This is a genomic window from Streptomyces sp. NPDC048424 (genome assembly GCF_040651555.1).
GTDB lineage: Bacteria > Actinomycetota > Actinomycetes > Streptomycetales > Streptomycetaceae > Streptomyces.
The window spans coordinates 188,695-206,582 of the sequence record NZ_JBEZKE010000012.1 but is presented as its reverse complement, the minus strand read 5'-3'; the positions used below and the strand labels follow the sequence as shown (position 1 = coordinate 206,582).

The following is a 17,888-nucleotide window of genomic DNA, read 5'->3' as shown; positions in this document are numbered from 1 at the left end:
CCGCCCCCGAGCCGCCGCGCCTCAAACGCCGGTGAGGCTGGATCTTTCAGGCGGGTGCGACCGGGAGGCCGGCGGACTTCCAGGCCTGGAAGCCGCCGGTCAGGTCGGTCGCGCGGTGGAGGCCCAGGGTGTGGAGGGAGGCCGCGGCGAGGCTGGAGGCGTAGCCCTCGTTGCAGATCACCACCACCTGGAGGTCGTGGCCGGTGGCTTCGGGGGCGCGGTGGCTGCCGCGGGGGTCCAGACGCCATTCCAGTTCGTTGCGTTCGACCACCAGCGCCCCCGGGATCAGGCCGTCGCGCTCGCGCAGGGCCTGGTAGCGGATGTCCACCAGCAGCGCGCCGGCGCGGGAGGCGGCGTACGCCTCCTCCGGGCCGACGCGGGTGTAGCCCGCGCGGACCTGCTCCAGCAGCTCGTCGATGCCGACGGGGGCGCTCACTGCCAGTCCGCCGGGCGCTCGACGTGCTCGAGGTGGAGCACCGGGCCGCTGCGGCTGTAGCGGCGGATCAGCGGGAGCGGCGGGTAGTACGCGTGCACCGAGACCGCGTGCTCGGTCGGGGACTCGTTGAGGACCTCGTGCACGTGGTGCTCCAGGAAGGCCCGCCCGGTGCCCGTGTCCAGCGTGCGGCTGCGGTCGACGTCGGGTGCCAGTTCCAGCGAGCGCCAGCCCTCCGAGGGCAGCCGTACGGCCAGCGAGTGTTCGGTGAGTCGGCCCCGGGCGGTGGCGAACGCGCCCCGCGATTCGGCGTGGTCGTGCCAGCCGGTGCCGGTGCCCGGCGGCCAGCCGATCAGCCAGGCCTCGCTGCCGCCCGGCCCGTCCAGCCGGATCCAGGTGCGGCCCTCGGGATCGAGCGGAAGTGCGGCCACGGCGGCGGGGTCGGCCGCCGTGCGGAGGGCGAAGTCGAGGAGTTCGGAGGCCGTGGGGCCCCCGGCGGGCGCGGGTGCGGGCTCAGGGGTGTACGGGCGTGCGGTGGACACGGGTGCAGACATGAAGGAGGACCGTTCCTGGGTTCGCGGAGGTGCGCGCAGGCCGGTGGACGGCACGGGGCGCGCGAAGGGAAGGGCGAATCAACAGGAAGGGCGACACACGCAGCCCGCGTAGCGGAGCAGGTCCATATGGACCCTCCGCCACAGGCGTACGTCGTTGCCGGTCATTCGGCGAGTGAACCACGAGTCCGGGAGGACGGTCAATCGATCACCACGGTCGGTGTCGTCGAGGGGGCGGGCAGCCGGGACGCGGGTGCGCCCGCCCGGACCGTGTCCGCCGCCTCGTACAGCTCCGCCGGGCGGACCCCGGCGAAGGTCGCCGCCAGGTGCCCGTCCGGCCGTACGAGCAGCACGGTGTGGGCCGGCGCGCCCGGGTAGGAGTCCGCGACGAGCAGGTCGGTACGGACCGGAAGGGCGCTCACCGCCGCGGCGAGGCGGGGCATCAGCCCGGCGCCGAGCCAGTGGCGCCGGTCCCAGACCCCGGTGCCCGGGGCGACCAGGACCACCAGCAGCCGCCCCTGCCCCAGCAGGTCCCGCAGCGGCACCGTCGACCCGTCGGGCGCCGTCACCGGGACGTTCGCCACCGGACCGCCCGGTTCCGTGGCCGTCGGCACCTCGCGCACGGCGACCGGCGGAGCGTACGCCGGCTCCGCGCCCAGCGGTCCGCGCCCGAGGTGGCCGTCGGTGAGGAGGGATTCGGCGGAGCGTGCGGCTCCGGGCAGGTAGGTGCGCAGGCCGCCGCCGGCGCGGAGCGTCGGCATCGCCTGGTCGGCCGCGCGCAGCCGGGAGGCGACCGCGGTGCGCCGCTCGCCCTCGTAGCTGTCGAGCAGGGCCTCGGAGGCTCCCTGGTGCCAGGCCAGCGACAGCTTCCACGCGAGGTTCTCGGCGTCCCGGAGCCCCTCCTCGACCCCCTGGGTGCCGAGCGCGCCCAGCAGGTGCGCGGCGTCGCCGGCGAGGAAGGCACGGCCGTCGCGCCAGCGCCGGGCGAGGCGGTGGTGCAGGGTGTGGACCCCGGTGTCGATGAGGTCGTACGGGGGAGTGCTGCCACCGCACCACACCGCGAGGGTGTCCCGGATCAGGGTCACCAGCGTGTCGGGAGTCACCAGCTCCCCGCGGGCGGGCAGCAGCCAGTCCAGCCGCCACACCCCGTCGGGCAGCGGCCGGGAGGTGACCTCCCGCGGCGCGCTGCGGTGCAGCAAGGCCTCGCCCGGCCAGGGGAGTTCGGTGCGCAGCGCGGCCACGGCGTGCCGCTCCACGGCGGTGCGGCCGGGGAAGCGGATTCCGAGCAGCTTGCGCACGGTGGAGCGGGCGCCGTCGCAGCCGACCAGGTAACTCCCGCGCCACCACGTGGTCTCGGCGCCCCGGGTGTGGGCGGTGACGCCGTGGCCGTCCTGTTCCAGGGCGTTCAGACGGCTCTCGGTGACCAGCTGGACCAGCGGGTGCGCCGCGGCGGCGTCGCGCAGCCCGCGCGTCAGCGCGTGCTGCGGCACGTGCAGGGGGGCCGGGTGGTCCTCGAAGGTGATCCGCTGGGTGTCGCGGCCGCGCCGCATGGTGCGCCAGGCGGCGAAGTACGCCCCCTCGTCGCGCAGCGTCGTACAGCCCAGCCGGTGCGCCATGGCCGCGGTGTCGGCGTGCAGGACGACCGTACGGGCCGGGCGCGGTTCCTCCTTGCCGGGCCCCTCGTCGAGTACGACGGAGGGCACGCCCGCGCCCGCCAGGGCGAGGGACAGGGACAGGCCGACGGGCCCCGCGCCGACGACGATCACCGGGTCCATGATGTGGCTCCCGGTGTCCGGTATGTGATCACAGAACGTATGCAACCCATTGGAGGTGTCTGCGTCAAGTGACACCCGAGGGCGCAACGCAGTGTGGTGCGGCGGATGAGTTCCGCCGCACCACACAGGCTACGCATTCCGACTGACCGTATGTCAGACCCGGGGGTCGTCCGAAGGAGGCTCCGGCGTCAGGCTCCGGCCGCCGTGTTCGCGCCGGGGACCGCGTCGTCGATCTCTTCCGCGCCGAGCACGGCGCCGGTGCCCTTCTTCGACTTCCGCAGCCGGCCCTCCAGCTGGGAGGCGAAGGTTGTGAGGACGAAGTTCACCACGATGTAGATCAGGGCGATCACGACGAGGGTCGCGATGGCGTTGCTGTAGTTGGCCGTGATCTGCCGGTACGTGGAGAGCAGTTCCGCGAAGCCGAGCAGGGCCCCACCGAGCGCGGTGTCCTTGAGGATCACCACGAGCTGGCTGACCAGGGCGGGCAGCATCGCCGTGACGGCCTGCGGGATCAGCACGTAGGTCATGGTCTGACCCTTGCGCATGCCGATCGCCTTGGCCGCGTCGGTCTGGCCGCGGGGCAGGGAGAGCACGCCGGCCCGGACGATCTCGGCGATGACGGCCGAGTTGTAGAGGACCAGGCCCGTGACCACGGCCCAGAACGGCCGGGTGTCGGACGGGACGTCCATGAGCTGCGGTGCGTACAGCGCGCTGCTGAACAGCATCAGCATGAGCACCGGGATGGCGCGGAAGAACTCCACCCACGCACCGACCGCCGCCCGCACCCAGGCGTGGTCGGACAGTCGGCCGATGCCCAGCACCGCGCCGAGCGGGAGGGCGATCACCATGGCGAGCGCGCCGGCCTTGAGGGTCTCGATCAGGCCGGGGATCAGGTACGTGGTCCAGACCCGGCTGTCGGTGACGAAGGGGGACCACTTGTCGGCGTCGAGCTGGCCGGCCTCGCCCATGAGGGACAGCGCCCACCACAGGACGAGCCCGAACAGCACGACGAAGATCCCGCTGTAGATCCAGTTGCGTGCCTTGGCCTTGGGGCCGGGGGTGTCGTACAGCACGGAACTCATCGCTTCACCGCCACTCGCTTGGCGACCCAGCCCAGCAGGAGACCGGTGGGCAGGGTCAGCAGGACGAAACCGAGGGCGAAGACCGCGAAGACCGCGAAGACCGCCTGCGCCTCGTTCTCGAGCATTTCCTTCATCAGCAGGGCCGCCTCGGCCACGCCGATGGTCGCCGCCACCGTGGTGTTCTTGGTGAGCGCGATCAGTACGTTGGCGAGCGGTGCGATGACCGCCCGGAAGGCCTGGGGGAGCACGATCAGGGTGAGCACCTGGAAGAAGCTCAGCCCCAGTGCCCGTGCCGCCTCGGCCTGCCCCACGGGCACGGTGTTGATGCCGGAGCGCAGGGCCTCGCAGACGAAGGTTCCGGTGTAGGCGATCAGTCCGAGGACCGCGAGCCGGAAGCCGGTCTCCTTGAACGTGTCGCCACCCAGAGCGATGCCGAGGGTCTGGTTGAGTCCCAGCGAGCAGCCGATGATCAGCAAGGTCAGCGGGGTGTTGCGCACCAGGTTGACGTACGCGGTGCCGAAGCCCCGCAGCAGCGGGACCGGGCTGACCCGCATTCCCGCCAGGGCGGTGCCCCAGATCAGGGATCCGGCCGCCGAGTAGAGGGTGAGCTGAACCGTCACCCAGAAGGCTCCGAGCACGTCGTACTGCCCGGAATCAAGAAAATCGAACACGATGCCCTGCGCTCTCCCCAGGATGGCCGGTGAGGTGCGCCGCCGCCCGCGGCAGGCGGGCGGCGACGCTCCTCACCGATGAATCAGCTGCCTTCGGTGATCTGCGGGGCAGGCTCGCTCTTGAAGTTGGCCGGGCCGAGGTTCGCGTCCACGGCCTTCTGCCAGCTGCCGTCCTCGACCATCTTCTTGAGCGCGGCGTTGATCTTGGTCTGGAGCTCCTTGTCGCCCTTCTTCAGACCGATGCCGTAGTTCTCGTTGCTCAGGCTCAGCCCGGCCAGCTTGAACTTGCCCTTGTTCTTCTCCTGGGCCGCGTAGCCCGCCAGGATCGAGTTGTCCGTGGTGAGGGCGTCGACCTTCTTGTTCTCCAGGCCGGTCAGGCACTCGGAGTAGCCACCCAGCTCCAGCAGGTCGGCCTCGGGGGCCAGCTTGGTCTTGACGTTCTGAGCCGACGTGGAGCCGGTGACCGAGCAGAGCTTCTTCTTGTTCAGGTCCTCGGCCTTGGTGATGGACGAGTCGTCGGCGCGGACCAGCAGGTCCTGGTGCGCGAGGAAGTACGGGCCGGCGAAGTCGACCTGCTCCTTGCGCCTGTCGTTGATCGAGTAGGTCGCGACGATGAACTTCACGTCGCCGTTCTTGATCAGGTTCTCGCGCTCGGCGCTGACGGCCTGCTTGAACTCGATCTGGTTCGGCTGGTAGCCGAGCTCCTTGGCCACGTACGTGGCGACGTCGACGTCGAAGCCGGTGTACTTGCCGTCCGGGGTCTTCAGGCCGAGACCGGGCTGGTCGTACTTGATGCCGACGACGATCTTGTCCTTGGCGCCACCGGAGGCACCGCCGTCACTGGCGGCGTCCTGCTTGCTGCCGCCACAGGCGGTCGCGGTCAGGGAAAGGGCGACGGCGACGGCCGCGGCCGCAGCGGCCTTGGAGATCTTCATGGTGAACTTCCCTCGGATGAGACGTTGTTGAACGACGAGCGACGCTTACGGCGTACGCGCGGCCGACAGGAACCGATCCGGCGGCGATCCGCATACGGATGACTACCAGACGAGAACCTCAGTGGTGCAGGATCTTCGACAGGAAGTCCTTGGCGCGGTCACTGCGCGGGTTGCTGAAGAACTGCTCGGGGGTGGCCTCTTCGACGATCTTGCCGTCGGCCATGAAGACGACCCGGTTGGCGGCGGAGCGGGCGAAGCCCATCTCGTGCGTGACGACCACCATGGTCATCCCCTCACGGGCGAGCTGCTGCATGACCTCCAGCACCTCGTTGATCATCTCCGGGTCGAGCGCCGAGGTGGGCTCGTCGAAGAGCATGACCTTCGGCTCCATGGCCAGCGCCCGGGCGATCGCCACGCGCTGCTGCTGGCCGCCGGAGAGCTGCGCCGGGTACTTGTCGGCCTGCGAGCCGACGCCCACCCGGTCCAGCAGGGCCACCGCCTTCTCGTGCGCCGCGGCCTTGTCGGTCTTGCGGACCTTGACCTGGCCCAGCATGACGTTCTCCAGCACCGTCTTGTGCGCGAAGAGATTGAACGACTGGAAGACCATGCCGACGTCGGCGCGCAGCCGGGCCAGCTCCTTGCCCTCGGAGGGCAGTTCCTTGCCGTCGAGCGTGATGGTGCCCGAGTCGATGGTCTCCAGACGGTTGATCGTCCGGCACAGCGTGGACTTGCCCGATCCCGAGGGACCGATCACGACGACTACCTCACCGCGGGCAATGCTCAGATCGATGTCCTGAAGCACGTGCAGCGCGCCGAAGTGCTTGTTGACGTTGCTCAGTACGACCAGGTCGTCCGCGGCACCGGCCGCGTCCTGCACGTCCTTGGTCACTGATACTCCGCTCATCGGCTTCTTGCTCCGTCCTCCTCGGTTGGGAGGACAGTAGTGACGTGACGTCCACAACGTCATCACATCTGAGCGAGAATTGAGGATAACGATCCGGCTTCCCCCGGATACGCTCCGTGCGCGGCCCCCGCGTGGCCGAATGCGGCGCGTACCGGGTGCATAACGGAAGGCGCGCCGCGGCGGAACCCCCTTGACGTGGGACTCCGCATCGGCGTGTATGCATGATGGTCACCTTGCGGCCATCCGTGTGACCATGCCGGGGAAGCCCGTGGAGCGAGAAGAGAAGAGGAGAGGGGGACGACATGAGACTGCTGCTCGTCGAGGACGACGATCACGTCGCCGCCGCCCTGTCCGCGATCCTCGCCCGGCACGGCTTCCAGGTCACCCACGCCCGCAACGGCGAGGAAGCCCTGCAGGCGCTGCTGCCCGCCGGCGCCCTGCCCGGAGCCTCTCCCTACGGGGTGATCCTGCTCGACCTCGGTCTGCCCGACCAGGACGGGTACGAGGTGTGCGGCAAGATCCGCAAGCGCACCGCCACCCCCGTCATCATGGTGACCGCGCGCGCCGACGTACGCTCCCGGATTCACGGGCTGAACATGGGCGCCGACGACTACGTCGTCAAGCCCTACGACACCGGCGAACTCCTCGCCCGCATCCACGCCGTCGCCCGCCGCACCGGCGCCTCCGAGGAGGCCGCGGCCACCGGGACCGGTACGCCCGCCACGGTCCGGCTCGGCCCCGTCAGCATCGAGCTGCCCAACCGCCGGGTCAGCGTGGACGGCGCCGACGTACCGCTCACCCGCAAGGAGTTCGACCTGCTGGCCCTGCTCGCGCAGCGGCCCGGCGTCGTCTTCCGCCGCGAACAGATCATCAGCGAGGTGTGGCGCACCAGCTGGGAGGGGACCGGGCGCACCCTGGAGGTCCACGTCGCCTCGCTGCGCTCCAAGCTGCGCATGCCCGCCCTCATCGAAACCGTCCGCGGGGTGGGCTACCGGCTCGTCACCCCGACCGCCCCGTCCGCCCCGTCCGCCCCCTAGGGGTCTTCTGCCGTGCGCGCCCGATTGCTCCCGCTGCTCGTCATCCTGATGGCGGGCACGCTGCTCGCGCTGGGCTTCCCGCTCGCGGTGAGCCTGGCCGCCGGACAGCAGCAGCGGGTGGTCGTCGACCGCATCGACGACAGCGCCCGGTTCGCCGCCCTCGCCCAGCTCGTCATCGACGCCCAGGGCTCCGGATCCACCGGCGCGGCCGCCCGCCGCGAGACCCTCCAGGTCGAACTCGCCCGCTACCAGGAGCTGTACGGCATCCGTGTCGGCATCTTCTACCGCGACGACAACGACATGGCTCGTTCGCCCAGCTGGTGGCAGATCCCGAAGTCCGGCGAGGGCCGACGCGCCTTCGAGGAGGCCCTGGCCGGCCGGCGCAGCCACGATCCGCCGCAAGTGTGGCCCTGGCAGCCCCACGGCCGCCTGCTCGTCGTCTCCCCGGTGGTCCTCGACGGCGACGTGGTCGCGGTCGTCGCCACCGACTCGCCGACCGACCTGATGCGCGGCCGGATCCTGCAGGGCTGGCTGCTCATCGCGGGCGGCCTCGCCGCCGCCATGCTGGTCGCCTTCGGCGCCGCCCTGAGGCTCACCAGCTGGGTGCTCAAGCCCGTGCAGACCCTGGACGCGGCCGCCCACGGCATCGCCACCGGACGGATGAACTCGCGCGTCGCGGCCGCGGGCGGGCCCCCGGAACTCCAACGCCTGGCCCGTTCGTTCAACGAGATGGCTGACAACGTCGAAGAGGTACTGGAGCAGCAGCGGGCGTTCGTCGCCGACGCCTCCCACCAGCTGCGCAACCCGCTCGCGGCGCTGCTCCTGCGGATCGAACTGCTCGCCCTCGAACTGCCCGAGGGGAACGAGGAGATCGCCTCCGTACGCACCGAGGGCAAACGCCTGACCCAGGTGCTCGACGACCTCCTGGACCTGGCGCTGGCCGAGCACGCCTCCGCCGAGATCAGCCTCATCGACATCGCGGCGCTGACGGCCGAGCGGGTCGCCGCGTGGCGCCCGTACGCGGAGGAGAAGGGCGTACGGCTCACCGAGGCGGGCCGGACCGCCGTCACCGGCTGGGCCGACCCCATCGCCCTGTCCAGCGCGCTCGACGCCGTCATCGACAACGCCCTCAAATTCACCCCCGAGGGTGAGGAGGTCGAGGTGTCGGTCGCCGCCGAGGGGCGCGTCGCCCGCGTGGTCGTCGCCGACCGCGGACCCGGCCTCACCGAGGAGGAGCTGCTCCGCGTGGGCGACCGCTTCTGGCGCAGCGGCCGTCACCAGAACATCAAGGGCTCCGGGCTCGGCCTGTCGATCTCCCGCGCGCTGCTCACCGCGGGCGGCGGGTCCCTCTCGTACGAGACGAACCCGCCGCACGGGCTGCGGGTGACCGTGTCCGTGCCGCGCACCGGCCCCGACGGCTCCTGAGCCGCTACCAGGCGAGGGTGGTGCGGGCCGGGGCCGAGGCCGCGTACAGCTCGTCCACGGCCCGGACCTCGAAGGCGGCCGCCCGCTCCCGCCCGGCCCGCGGGACGGCCGGCAGGTAGAGCGCGGTGCCGCAGGTGCCGCCGAGGAAGCGACGGGTCCCGTCGGGCAGGACGCGCGACACCTCGTAGTGGCGCGGCCGGCGTTCCCCGCCGGCCGAGGCGCGCCAGGACAGGCGGAGCCAGGCCTTGCCGTCCCGCCGGGCCGAGGCGACGACGCCGAGCGCGGTGGGCGGGGCCGGGCGCCGGGTGCGGGGGGCGTCGTGGACCGACAGGGCGCCGAGCCGCCACACCACCGGCGCCGTGTCGAGCGCGGTGATCCGTACGGCCAGGGCGTACGCGGTCTGCCCCGCCAGCGGTCCGAGCCCGGCCCGCGCCGTGCGCCAGCCCTGCCCGCGCTCCGTGTTCCCGGCCGCCAGCCACGTGTACGGGACCGGTTCGCCGGGGGCGGCGGGCTCGCGGGTGGCCACGCCGACCTCCACCGCCACCGGCCCCGACCCGCCGGCGTGCACCAGCTCCAGTACGCTCCCCCGGGTCAGCGGCAGCCGCGTGGAGTGCAGCCCGACGACCACCGGAGCGGTCAGGGCGCCCGTGACCAGCAGGCTGGACCCGCCGCGCCAGGCGTCCGCGAAGTCCAGGGTGACGGAGGGGCGTTCACCTGCGGTGTCCACCGCCCAGCGGCGGCCCGGGAGCCGGTCCTGGAGCCCGAGGTGGTTCCAGGGCGTGTCGGAGACGACCGTGCCGTTCTCGTACCAGCGCAGCCCGTGCCCGGTGTTGAACGAGCAGGCGAAGGGGAGCCCGGTGACCGTGGACCGGTCGGCCACGGCCGTGGCCGGGGCCCGCCAGCCGGTCCCGGTCCCGGGTGCAGGTGCGGGCCGGGCGGGGTCCAGGGACTCGCCCGTCCAGAACCGGTCGTCGGCGAGGTGGAACGCGCCGGGGGAGCGGTCGGTGAGGTGGTTGCGGGTCCACTCGGGCCGGTAGAAGCCGTAGCTGACGACGTGCTCGCGGTCGCGCGGGATGATCGCGTCCCACGGCACGGCGGAGTCCCAGCCGCGGGACTCCGTGTCCACGGCCGCCCACAGCTCGTGGCGGGAGCGGCCGATCCGCTCGGCGAGCGCGCCCGACGCGGCCAGGGTCTGCGCGGTCCAGCGGAAGTCCACGAACATCGTGTCCGCGACCTTCCCGGCCCGGTCCTCGAAGAACTCCTGGTTGAGCTGGTTGAGGGCGCCCTGCCAGCCCACCCGGCCGGTGGTGTTCATGGCGTCGTACCAGGTGATGCGCAGCCCGTGCGGCTCGCCCGCGGCCCGCAGGGCGCGCAGGAACTCCCGCATCCGGGCGGCCAGCGCGCTGTCGCCGCCGTCCGTCTCGGCGTTCACGAACCAGCCGTCGAAGCCGTACGTCCGTGCCACCTGGACGAGCTTGTCCGCGAGCGGGAACCGGCCGAGGGCGTCCCGCTGCACCAGGTCGCGGGTCCACTGGAGGTCGCCGCCGTAGGCGACGGGCGGCAGGAACACGTTGCCCAGCACCCGGACCCCGTTGCGGTGGGCGGCGTCGACCACGGGCGCGTTCGGGGCGAGCACGATGCCCTCGCCGGCCGAGCCGCCCCAGAAGACCAGCTCGTCGATGTACGCCCAGTGGGTGAGCGCGTAGTAGTCCGCGGTCGCGGAGCCCTGGGAGGGATTGCCGGCGGTGGGCCCGAAGGAGACGAGGGAGGAGATCCGGGCCTGGCCGGCCCGGGCGTCCCGGTGCGCCGGGACCGGGGTGAACCGCGGCGCCAGGGGCACGGTCGCGGTGTTGTGGGCCAGGTCGGGGTCCCGCTCCGGGCTCCACCGCAGGAGCGAGCGCCACACGATCCCGGGGCCGGGGGTCCCCGCCGGGAGGGAGTCCGGGAACCAGTACGAGGCGTACGGGGCCAGGTCGGCCGGGGTCGGCGCGGCGGGCGCGGGAGCGGCGGACGCGTACGGGGCCTGGCCCGCCGCGCCCAGCAGTGCGGCGGCCCCGGCCCCGGCGGCCAGCACCGCGCGCCGGGACGGGCGTAAGGGGGCGGGCGGCGTACGAGGTGCGGCGCCGCTGTCGGTCACGGGGGTCCCGCGGGTCACACGGGCCGCGCGGGTCTCGCGGTTCTCCCGGTTCTCGTCGGGCGTGCCGGTCGCGTCGGTCTCGTCGGGCGCGTCGATCTCGGCCATGCGGGGCTCCTCACGAGGGATCGGATCGGTCGGGTCTCACGTCGTGCACGCGCAGCACCTCGGTGATGCCGCGCGCAGCCAGGTGGGCCGGGTCCTCGGCGCGCTCCGCCAGGACCACCGCGGGGCGCACCCCCTGGGCCGTCAGCGCGGCCCACGCTTCGAAGAACGCGCCGCCCGGGGCGCACACGGACCGGCCGGGAGCCTCGTGCTCCCCGCCGACGTCCACGGCGAGCGCGGTGGAGCGCACCGGCGGGCGGTGCGCACGGCCCCGCCACTCCCCGGCGATCCGGGCCACGGCGGCGCCGGCCGGCTTGCTCCGGCGGTCGTTGGTGAGCAGGCCGAGCCCGTACTCCAGCTCCGGGAAGTCCGCGAGCTCGCGGGACACGTCGTGCGAGCACCACCAGGTCACGCCCCACAGGTCCGGGCAGTCCAGCGCGTTCGTGACGGTGGCCTCGGTGAACCGCGCCGCGTCCTCGGGCGGGATCAGCGGCGCCGGGGCGCCCACCTCCTGGAGCCACACCGGGCGGTGCGGGTCGAGGGCCCAGGCCTTGGAGAGCTCGATGAGGTACGCGGCGTGGTGCTCGGTCGCCGTCCCGCGCCCGCCGTGGCGCTGCGCGGTGCCGTTGAACACCCAGGAGTGCACGGCGGTGGCCGCGCCCAGCCGGGCCGCCTGGGCCGGGGTGAAGGGGTGTCCGTCCTGGTACCAGGCGGCGTCGTACTCGGCGTGCACGTGCGGCCGCCCGGGCGCGCCCTGCTCGCAGGCGGCGAGCATCCGCTCCAGCCAGCGGGCGGCCTGGTCCCGGGTGATGCGGTCGGGGTCGGGGTGCGGGGCGTCGGAGAACTGGTTGATCTCGTTGCCCACGGTCATGCCCAGGAAGTTCGGCCGGTCGGCGAGCGCGGCGGCCAGCGTGCGCAGGTACTCCTGCTGTCCGGCGACCACGTCCGGGTCGGTGAAGAGGTTGCGCCGGTGCCAGGTCCGGGTCCAGGCGGGCAGGAAGTCGAAGCTCGACAGGTGGCCCTGCAGACCGTCCACGTTGACGTCGAGCCCGCGTTCGGCGGCCGCGTCGGCGAGCGCGACGAGCTGCTCGACGGCGCGCGGCCGGATCAGCGTCCGATTCGGCTGGAAGAGCGGCCACAGCGGGAAGACGCGGACGTGGTCCAGCCCGAGTGCGGCGATCGAGTCGAGGTCGGCCCTGACCTCGTCGAGGTCGAAGTCCAGCCAGTGGTGGAACCAGCCGCGGGCCGGTGTGTAGTTGGCGCCGAAGCGGAGCGGGTGATCGTGCACAAGGCGTCCTGGAGTTCTGGGGGAATTCACCGGATGGGCCACAACCTGCCGGTGTGGATGGGGAAAGTCAACAGGGCCTCCGGCTCGGCTACTTATGCGCTTCAGCCCAGTTGACACACGGGTTCTTTTCGCTGGAACCTGGCAGGACTAATGCGGTTTAGTTCCGACGGCCACAGGGCGGCATATGGAAATGGACAGCGGTATTTCGGTCACGGCGGTCACCACTCCGGCCCTCTTCACCGGGCCACCGGAATCCCCCGCGCAGGTGGTGCGCGCGCGGATCCGCAGGGAGCGGCCGGCCGGCCCGCTGTACGTCACCGTGCACGGCGCGGGCGTCACCACCGCGCACCCGCGGATCCTGCGCGCGGACGAGGGCGGCCCGCAGGGCGAGACGACCGTCGAGGTGGCCGTCCGCACCGGGGCCGCCGTGCCCGGGGAGCTGCTGGCCGCCACGGTCCGCGTCGCCACCCCCGACGGGCGCCCCCTCGCCGAGCTGCCGTTCGGGCTGACCGTCGCCGAGCCGGGATGGACCGTCCGGCTCGTCCCGCACTTCCACTACGACCCCATGTGGTGGAACACCCAGGCCGCCTACACCGCCCTGTGGGACGCCCCGCCGCGGCCCGGCCAGGCGGAGCGGGGCTGGGAGTACGCGGGCGTGCCCGCCTTCACCCTGGTCCCGCTCCACCTCCAGCAGGCGCGCGAGGACCCCGCGTACCGGTTCGTGCTCTCCGAGGTCGACTACCTCAAGCCGTACTGGGACGCCCACCCCGCCGACCGCGCAGAGCTGCGCGCGCTGATCGCCGAGGGCCGCGTCGAGATCGTCGGCGGCACCTACAACGAGCCGTCCACCACGCTGACTTCCGCCGAGACCACCGTCCGCGGCGCCGTCCACGGCCTCGCCCTGCACCGCGGCACCCTCGGCGCCGATCCCCGTACCGCCTGGCAGCTCGACGTCTTCGGCCACGACCCGTCCTTCCCCGCGCTGATGGCCGGCTGCGGACTCGACTCCGCCGTCCTCGCCCGCGGTCCGCACCACCAGTGGGGCCCGATGGCGGACCGTTGGGGCGACCCGCTGCGGGCGCCCACCGCCATGCAGCTGCCCGCCGAGTTCGAGTGGATCGCGCCCGGCGACGACGGCGCGCGGGGTCTGCTGCTCCACTACCTGCCCGCGCACTACTCCGCCGGCTGGCCCTCCCACCGCGCACCGGACGCGCAGGCCGCCGCCGAGCAGCTGCTGGACCTGTACGAACTGCTGCGCACCCGCGCCGCGACGCGCAACGTCCTGATCCCCATGGGAACGGACTTCTCCTGGCCCCACCGCTGGGGCCTGGACGTGCAGCACGCCTGGAACCGCCGCTACTGCTGGCCGCGGATGGAGCACTCCGGCCCGCGCGCCCACTTCAACGCGGTCCGGGCCGAGTTCGCCGCGCGCGGGGAGCGGCCCCTGCCGGTGACCCGGGAGATGGGCCCCGTCTACACCGGCAAGGACGTCACCTACATCGACGTGAAGCAGGCCCACCGGGCCGCCGAGAACCTCCTCGAACAGGCCGAGACGTTCGCGGCCCTGGCCTGCGCCGAGGGGCTGCTCGACTACCCGGCGCAGACGCTGGCCAAGGCCTGGCGACACCTTTTGCACGCCGCCCACCACGACGCGGTGACCGGCACCTTCTCCGACCAGGTGTACCTGGACCTGCTCCCGGCATGGCGGGAGGCGCACGAACTGGCCGCCGCCGTGCGGCAGGAGGCGCTCGCCGCGCTCACCGGCGCGGCCGACACCCGCGGACCCTCGCCGCTCGCCGTGACCGTGCACAACCCGGTGTCCTGGACGCGGACCGACCTGGTCCGCACGTCGGTCGACCTGGCCGCGCTGGGGCTGACGGCTGCCGGGGCGCACCGGATCACCGTCCGCGACGCCGCGGGCCGGTACGCACCCGTCCACATCGAGGCGGCGGCCGGCGCCGTGGCCGAGGTGGTGTTCCTCGCCGCGGAGCTGCCCTCGCTCGGACACCGGACCTGGTGGCTGGAGGCCGCGCGGCAGCCGCTCCCGCAGTCGCCGGTCTCGGGCGGCTGGGAGCCGGCGGACGGCCTCGCCGTGCAGAACGCGTCCTTCCGCGCCGAGGCCGATCCGGCGCGCGGCGGCGGCCTCGCCCGGCTGCTGGACCGGCGCACCGGTCAGGAGCTGCTGCGCCCGGGGGAGGTGGACGAGCTGGTCGTGCAGGACGAGTACGCCCGGCACCCCTACTTCGAGGAGGGCCCCTGGCACCTGCTGCCCAAGGGGCCGGGCACCGGCTCGGGCTCCTCGCCCGCCGCGTCCTGCCGGGTGGAGCGGGGGCCGCTCGGGGCGCGGATCGTGGCCACCGGGCGCACCGGCCCGGTCCGCTGGACCCGCACCACCACCCTGTGGGACGGCCTCGACCGGGTGGAACTGACCACGCGGATCGACGGGTTCGACGGCTCCGACCAGCTGATCCGGCTGCGGATCCCGGCGGACGTGCCGGGTGCGGTCCCGGTCGCGGAGACGGCCGCGGCCGCCGTGGGGCGCGGCTTCGCCTTCCCCGAGGCGGACGCGGGAGCCGACCACGTCCGGGCCCCGTGGACCCTGGACAGCCCGTGCCTGAACTGGTTCGCGCTCTCGGCGCCGCTGGCCGGGCCGGACCGGGCGCTGGGGGCGGCGGAGATCGTGCTGCCGGACGCCGGAACTCCCGACGGCCTGCGGGAGTTGGTCACCGCGCTCGGCCGGTACGGGGTAACGGCCACCCCCACCCGGCCCGCCGGTCCGCGCTGGGGCGACCTGGCGGTGGACAGCAGCCTCCCGGACTTCCGGATCGCCCTCGGCGGCCCCGGGGCCAATGCCTTCACGGCGGCGGTGCTGGAAGAGGCCGGTCCCGCCCACGCACGGGCCGTACGGGAGCACGCGCGGGCGTGGATCCCGGCCCGGGCCCCGCTCCGCACCCGGTGGAGCCCCGGCTGCGACCTCACCGGCATCCGGGACCTGCCGGTCCTGGTGCACACGTCACCGGCCGAACTCGCCCGCGCCATCGCCGATTCGGGCCGCCTGGAGGGCGCCGGGCAGCCGGCCGGGGAGTCGTCGGCCGGGGCCGCGCACGAAGTCCCGTACGCGAACCGGACCGTCGGGATCCTGGTCAGGGGCACGCCCGGCTTCGCCGTGGACACGTCGGGCCGGCTGCACAGCAGCCTGATGCGTTCGTGCACCGGCCGTCCCAGCGGCGCGTGGATGGACCCTCCCCGGCGCACCGCCCCGGACGGCAGCTCCTTCCAGCTCCAGCACTGGACGCACGTCTTCGAGCACGCGCTGGTGGCGGGCGAGGGGGACTGGCGACAGCTCGACCTGGCGCGCCGGGGGCGGGAGTTCAACAAGCCCCTCACCGCCGTGACGGGACCGCCGACGGGCGGCCCGCACCCGCCGGCCCGTTCCCTCCTCGGCGTGGAACCGGCCGACCGGGTGCTGATCGAGGCCGTGAAGCGAGGTGAGCAGGGCGAGCTGGCGGTCCGGCTGCGCGAGACGCACGGCCGCCCGGCGGCGCCCGAGGTGCGCTGGCCCACCGGGCCGGCCGTCGAAGCGGACCTGCTGGACCGCCCGCTCGGCCCCTTCGGGGCGGGCATCGGCGGCGCGGCCACCACCACCCTGCTGCTGCCCACCCCCTCGGGCATGCCGTTGCGGGCGGGCGAACGGGAACCGCACCAGCCGGTGTTCAGCCGGTACTGGCTGCACAACACGGGCACGGCTCCGCTGGGGGACGCGCCGTACACGGTGACGTGTGACGGCCCCGCGTCCGCGGCGACGGTGACGCTCGCCTCCCATGCCGGCGCCGGCGGCCCCGTCGCACTGGAGGTCCGCGCTCCCGACGGCTGGCACACCACCTGGAGCCGGCGGACCGTGGACCTCCCACCCGGCGGGTACGAACGGATCCCGCTGGGCGTGGCGCCCGCCGCTGCGGCCGAGCCCGGTGAACACCTGGTCCGGATCCTCGCGGCCACACCCGCGGGGGAGTTCGAGGACGTGCTGACCGTGACCGTCCCCGGCGGCCCCGTCCCCGCCGGGCTGTGGGTCGAGGCGCCCGACCGGGAACTCGTCGTCGCCCCCGGCGCGCGGGGGATCGTACGGGCCCGGATCGGCAGCACCGGCGTCCGGAGCGCGCTGACGGGCCTGGCCTACGCCGTCTCCCCGTACGGGACCTGGCAGTTGACGGCCCCCGCGGCCCTGCCCCTGCACGTACCGGCGGACGGGCCGGCCGAGGTGCGGTTCGCGCTGCGGCCGCCGCTCGACACCCCTCCCGGGGAGTACTGGATCGCGGTCAAGGCCGCCTGCCAGGGCAGGATCGCGTACGGTCCGGCCATTGCCCTCCGTATTCCGCCACGCGTGACGCACCCGAAGGACGAATGAGGCAGGCCATGGCCCGCAGACCCACGATCAAGGACATCGCCCGGCAGGCCGGGGTGTCGGAGAGCGCCGTGTCGTTCGCGCTCAACGACCGGCCCGGCGTCTCGCAGGACACCCGGGCGCGGATCCGCCGCGTCGCCGAGGAACTCGGCTGGCAGCCCAACAGCGCCGCCCGCGCCCTCTCCGGCGAACGGTCCGGTGCCGTCGGGCTGGTCCTCGCTCGGCCCGCGCACACGCTCGGCGTCGAGTCCTTCTTCCTCCAGCTGGTCTCCGGAATCCAGGAGGTCCTCTCCGCCGCCCGGACCGCCCTGCTGTTCCAGGTCGTCGAGGACATCGACGCCGAATGCGCGGTCTACCGGCGCTGGTGGGCCGAGCGCAGGGTCGACGGGGTCCTCGTCGTCGACCCGCGCATGCGGGACCCGCGCCCGGCGCTCCTCGGGCAGCTGGGCCTGCCCGCGGTCACCATCGGCGAGCCGGAGACAGGGACGGAGCCGGGGCCGGGACCGGAGTCGGGGCCGGGGCCGGGGCCGGGACCGGAGTCGGGGCCGGGGCCGGGGCCCGAGCCGGGGCCCGCGGTGGTTTCCTCGGTCCGGGCCGACGACGCCGGGGCCATGGCCCAGGTCCTGGACCACCTCCACGGGCTGGGCCACCGCCGGATCGTCCACATCGCGGGGCTTCCCGGCCTCGCCCACACGGTCCGCCGGATGGACTCCCTGCGGACGGAGGCCGCGCGCCGCGGGCTCGGCCCGGACCAGGTGCGCTCGGTGGTCACCGACTACTCCGACGCCGAGGGCGCCGCCGCCACCCGCCGGGTCCTCGCCGAGCCCGGGCCGCCCACCGCGCTCGTCTACGACAACGACGTGATGGCCGTCGCCGGGAGCGCGGTCGCCGCCGAGCTGGGCATCCCCGTCCCGGGCCGGCTCTCGATCGTGGCCTGGGACGACTCCGCGCTCTGCCGGGTCACCCACCCCCGGCTCACCGCCCTCGTGCGCGACACCGCCGGCTTCGGCCGGCTCGCCGCCGAGGAACTCCTCGCGGTCCTCGCGGGCGGCCCGCCCGGCGTCCGGATCAGCGAGCAGCCGCGACTGGAGCCTCGCGAGAGCACGGCGCCGCCCCCGGCGCATACTGAATCCTGAACCCTTCCTG

At 73.6% G+C, this 17,888-nt stretch carries 14 protein-coding genes; 4 read left to right on the top strand and 10 right to left on the bottom strand.

Features of this window, described 5'->3' with window-relative positions; translation table 11 throughout:
- Window positions 1-46: 46 nt before the first annotated feature.
- From AB0D29_RS19545 to AB0D29_RS19510, 8 genes are all read right to left on the bottom strand, one after another.
- Window positions 47-442 carry a rhodanese-like domain-containing protein gene (locus AB0D29_RS19545; protein WP_362855685.1) on the bottom strand — a complete coding sequence of 132 codons (396 nt, stop codon included), beginning with the start codon at window positions 440-442 and terminating at the stop codon, window positions 47-49.
- Entirely contained in the window at window positions 433-987 is a 555-nt protein-coding gene (locus AB0D29_RS19540; RefSeq protein ID WP_362855641.1) for a cysteine dioxygenase, read from the bottom strand. Before AB0D29_RS19540 ends, AB0D29_RS19545 begins: the two co-directional genes overlap by 10 nt.
- Before the next feature lie 78 nt (window positions 988-1,065).
- Window positions 1,066-1,152, bottom strand: a complete 87-nt coding sequence (locus AB0D29_RS19535) for a putative leader peptide (RefSeq protein ID WP_311318651.1) — start codon at window positions 1,150-1,152, stop codon at window positions 1,066-1,068.
- A gap of 32 nt (window positions 1,153-1,184) precedes the next feature.
- On the bottom strand, window positions 1,185-2,759 hold the full coding sequence (locus tag AB0D29_RS19530; RefSeq protein WP_362855639.1) for an FAD-dependent monooxygenase: 1,575 nt from the start codon (window positions 2,757-2,759) through the stop codon (window positions 1,185-1,187).
- 188 nt (window positions 2,760-2,947) lie between these two features.
- Entirely contained in the window at window positions 2,948-3,841 is an 894-nt protein-coding gene (locus tag AB0D29_RS19525; protein WP_362855638.1) for an amino acid ABC transporter permease, read from the bottom strand.
- Window positions 3,838-4,512 (bottom strand): amino acid ABC transporter permease, encoded by a 675-nt coding sequence (locus AB0D29_RS19520; RefSeq protein ID WP_362855637.1) that lies wholly within the window; start codon window positions 4,510-4,512, stop codon window positions 3,838-3,840. Before AB0D29_RS19520 ends, AB0D29_RS19525 begins: the two co-directional genes overlap by 4 nt.
- 83 nt (window positions 4,513-4,595) lie before the next feature.
- Window positions 4,596-5,447: a glutamate ABC transporter substrate-binding protein gene (locus tag AB0D29_RS19515; RefSeq protein WP_362855635.1), complete on the bottom strand. Its 852-nt coding sequence runs from the start codon at window positions 5,445-5,447 to the stop codon at window positions 4,596-4,598.
- Between the two features lie 118 nt (window positions 5,448-5,565).
- Window positions 5,566-6,351 carry an amino acid ABC transporter ATP-binding protein gene (locus AB0D29_RS19510; protein WP_362855633.1) on the bottom strand — a complete coding sequence of 262 codons (786 nt, stop codon included), beginning with the start codon at window positions 6,349-6,351 and terminating at the stop codon, window positions 5,566-5,568.
- A gap of 302 nt (window positions 6,352-6,653) precedes the next feature.
- On the opposite strand from AB0D29_RS19510, the gene AB0D29_RS19505 reads away from it, so the two are divergent.
- Window positions 6,654-7,388, top strand: a complete 735-nt coding sequence (locus AB0D29_RS19505) for a response regulator transcription factor (protein WP_362855632.1) — start codon at window positions 6,654-6,656, stop codon at window positions 7,386-7,388.
- 12 nt (window positions 7,389-7,400) lie between these two features.
- On the top strand, window positions 7,401-8,813 hold the full coding sequence (locus AB0D29_RS19500; protein ID WP_362855631.1) for a HAMP domain-containing sensor histidine kinase: 1,413 nt from the start codon (window positions 7,401-7,403) through the stop codon (window positions 8,811-8,813).
- Between the two features lie 4 nt (window positions 8,814-8,817).
- Here the strand turns inward: AB0D29_RS19500 and AB0D29_RS19495 are convergent, their stop codons facing one another.
- Window positions 8,818-11,055, bottom strand: a complete 2,238-nt coding sequence (locus tag AB0D29_RS19495; protein WP_362855630.1) for an endo-beta-N-acetylglucosaminidase — start codon at window positions 11,053-11,055, stop codon at window positions 8,818-8,820.
- 10 nt (window positions 11,056-11,065) lie between these two features.
- The gene (locus AB0D29_RS19490) at window positions 11,066-12,340 is read right to left on the bottom strand and encodes a glycosyl hydrolase (RefSeq protein WP_362855629.1); all 1,275 of its coding nucleotides are present in this window, start codon (window positions 12,338-12,340) and stop codon (window positions 11,066-11,068) included.
- A 190-nt stretch (window positions 12,341-12,530) separates the two neighbouring features.
- On the opposite strand from AB0D29_RS19490, the gene AB0D29_RS19485 reads away from it, so the two are divergent.
- Window positions 12,531-16,745, top strand: a complete 4,215-nt coding sequence (locus AB0D29_RS19485) for an NEW3 domain-containing protein (protein ID WP_362855628.1) — start codon at window positions 12,531-12,533, stop codon at window positions 16,743-16,745.
- A gap of 8 nt (window positions 16,746-16,753) precedes the next feature.
- Window positions 16,754-17,878, top strand: coding sequence for a LacI family DNA-binding transcriptional regulator (locus AB0D29_RS19480; protein ID WP_362855627.1), 1,125 nt, complete (start codon window positions 16,754-16,756; stop codon window positions 17,876-17,878).
- Window positions 17,879-17,888: the final 10 nt, after the last annotated feature.

What these genes read in the sequence shown, in the direction of transcription:
- AB0D29_RS19540 (WP_362855641.1), bottom strand. Translation starts at nt 987, where the DNA reads ATGTCTGCACCCGTGTCCACCGCACGCCCGTACACCCCTGAGCCCGCA.
- AB0D29_RS19535 (WP_311318651.1), bottom strand. Translation starts at nt 1,152, where the DNA reads ATGACCGGCAACGACGTACGCCTGTGGCGGAGGGTCCATATGGACCTG.
- AB0D29_RS19530 (WP_362855639.1), bottom strand. Translation starts at nt 2,759, where the DNA reads ATGGACCCGGTGATCGTCGTCGGCGCGGGGCCCGTCGGCCTGTCCCTG.
- AB0D29_RS19525 (WP_362855638.1), bottom strand. Translation starts at nt 3,841, where the DNA reads ATGAGTTCCGTGCTGTACGACACCCCCGGCCCCAAGGCCAAGGCACGC.
- AB0D29_RS19515 (WP_362855635.1), bottom strand. Translation starts at nt 5,447, where the DNA reads ATGAAGATCTCCAAGGCCGCTGCGGCCGCGGCCGTCGCCGTCGCCCTT.
- AB0D29_RS19510 (WP_362855633.1), bottom strand. Translation starts at nt 6,351, where the DNA reads ATGAGCGGAGTATCAGTGACCAAGGACGTGCAGGACGCGGCCGGTGCC.
- AB0D29_RS19505 (WP_362855632.1), top strand. Translation starts at nt 6,654, where the DNA reads ATGAGACTGCTGCTCGTCGAGGACGACGATCACGTCGCCGCCGCCCTG.
- AB0D29_RS19495 (WP_362855630.1), bottom strand. Translation starts at nt 11,055, where the DNA reads ATGGCCGAGATCGACGCGCCCGACGAGACCGACGCGACCGGCACGCCC.
- AB0D29_RS19485 (WP_362855628.1), top strand. Translation starts at nt 12,531, where the DNA reads ATGGACAGCGGTATTTCGGTCACGGCGGTCACCACTCCGGCCCTCTTC.
- AB0D29_RS19480 (WP_362855627.1), top strand. Translation starts at nt 16,754, where the DNA reads ATGGCCCGCAGACCCACGATCAAGGACATCGCCCGGCAGGCCGGGGTG.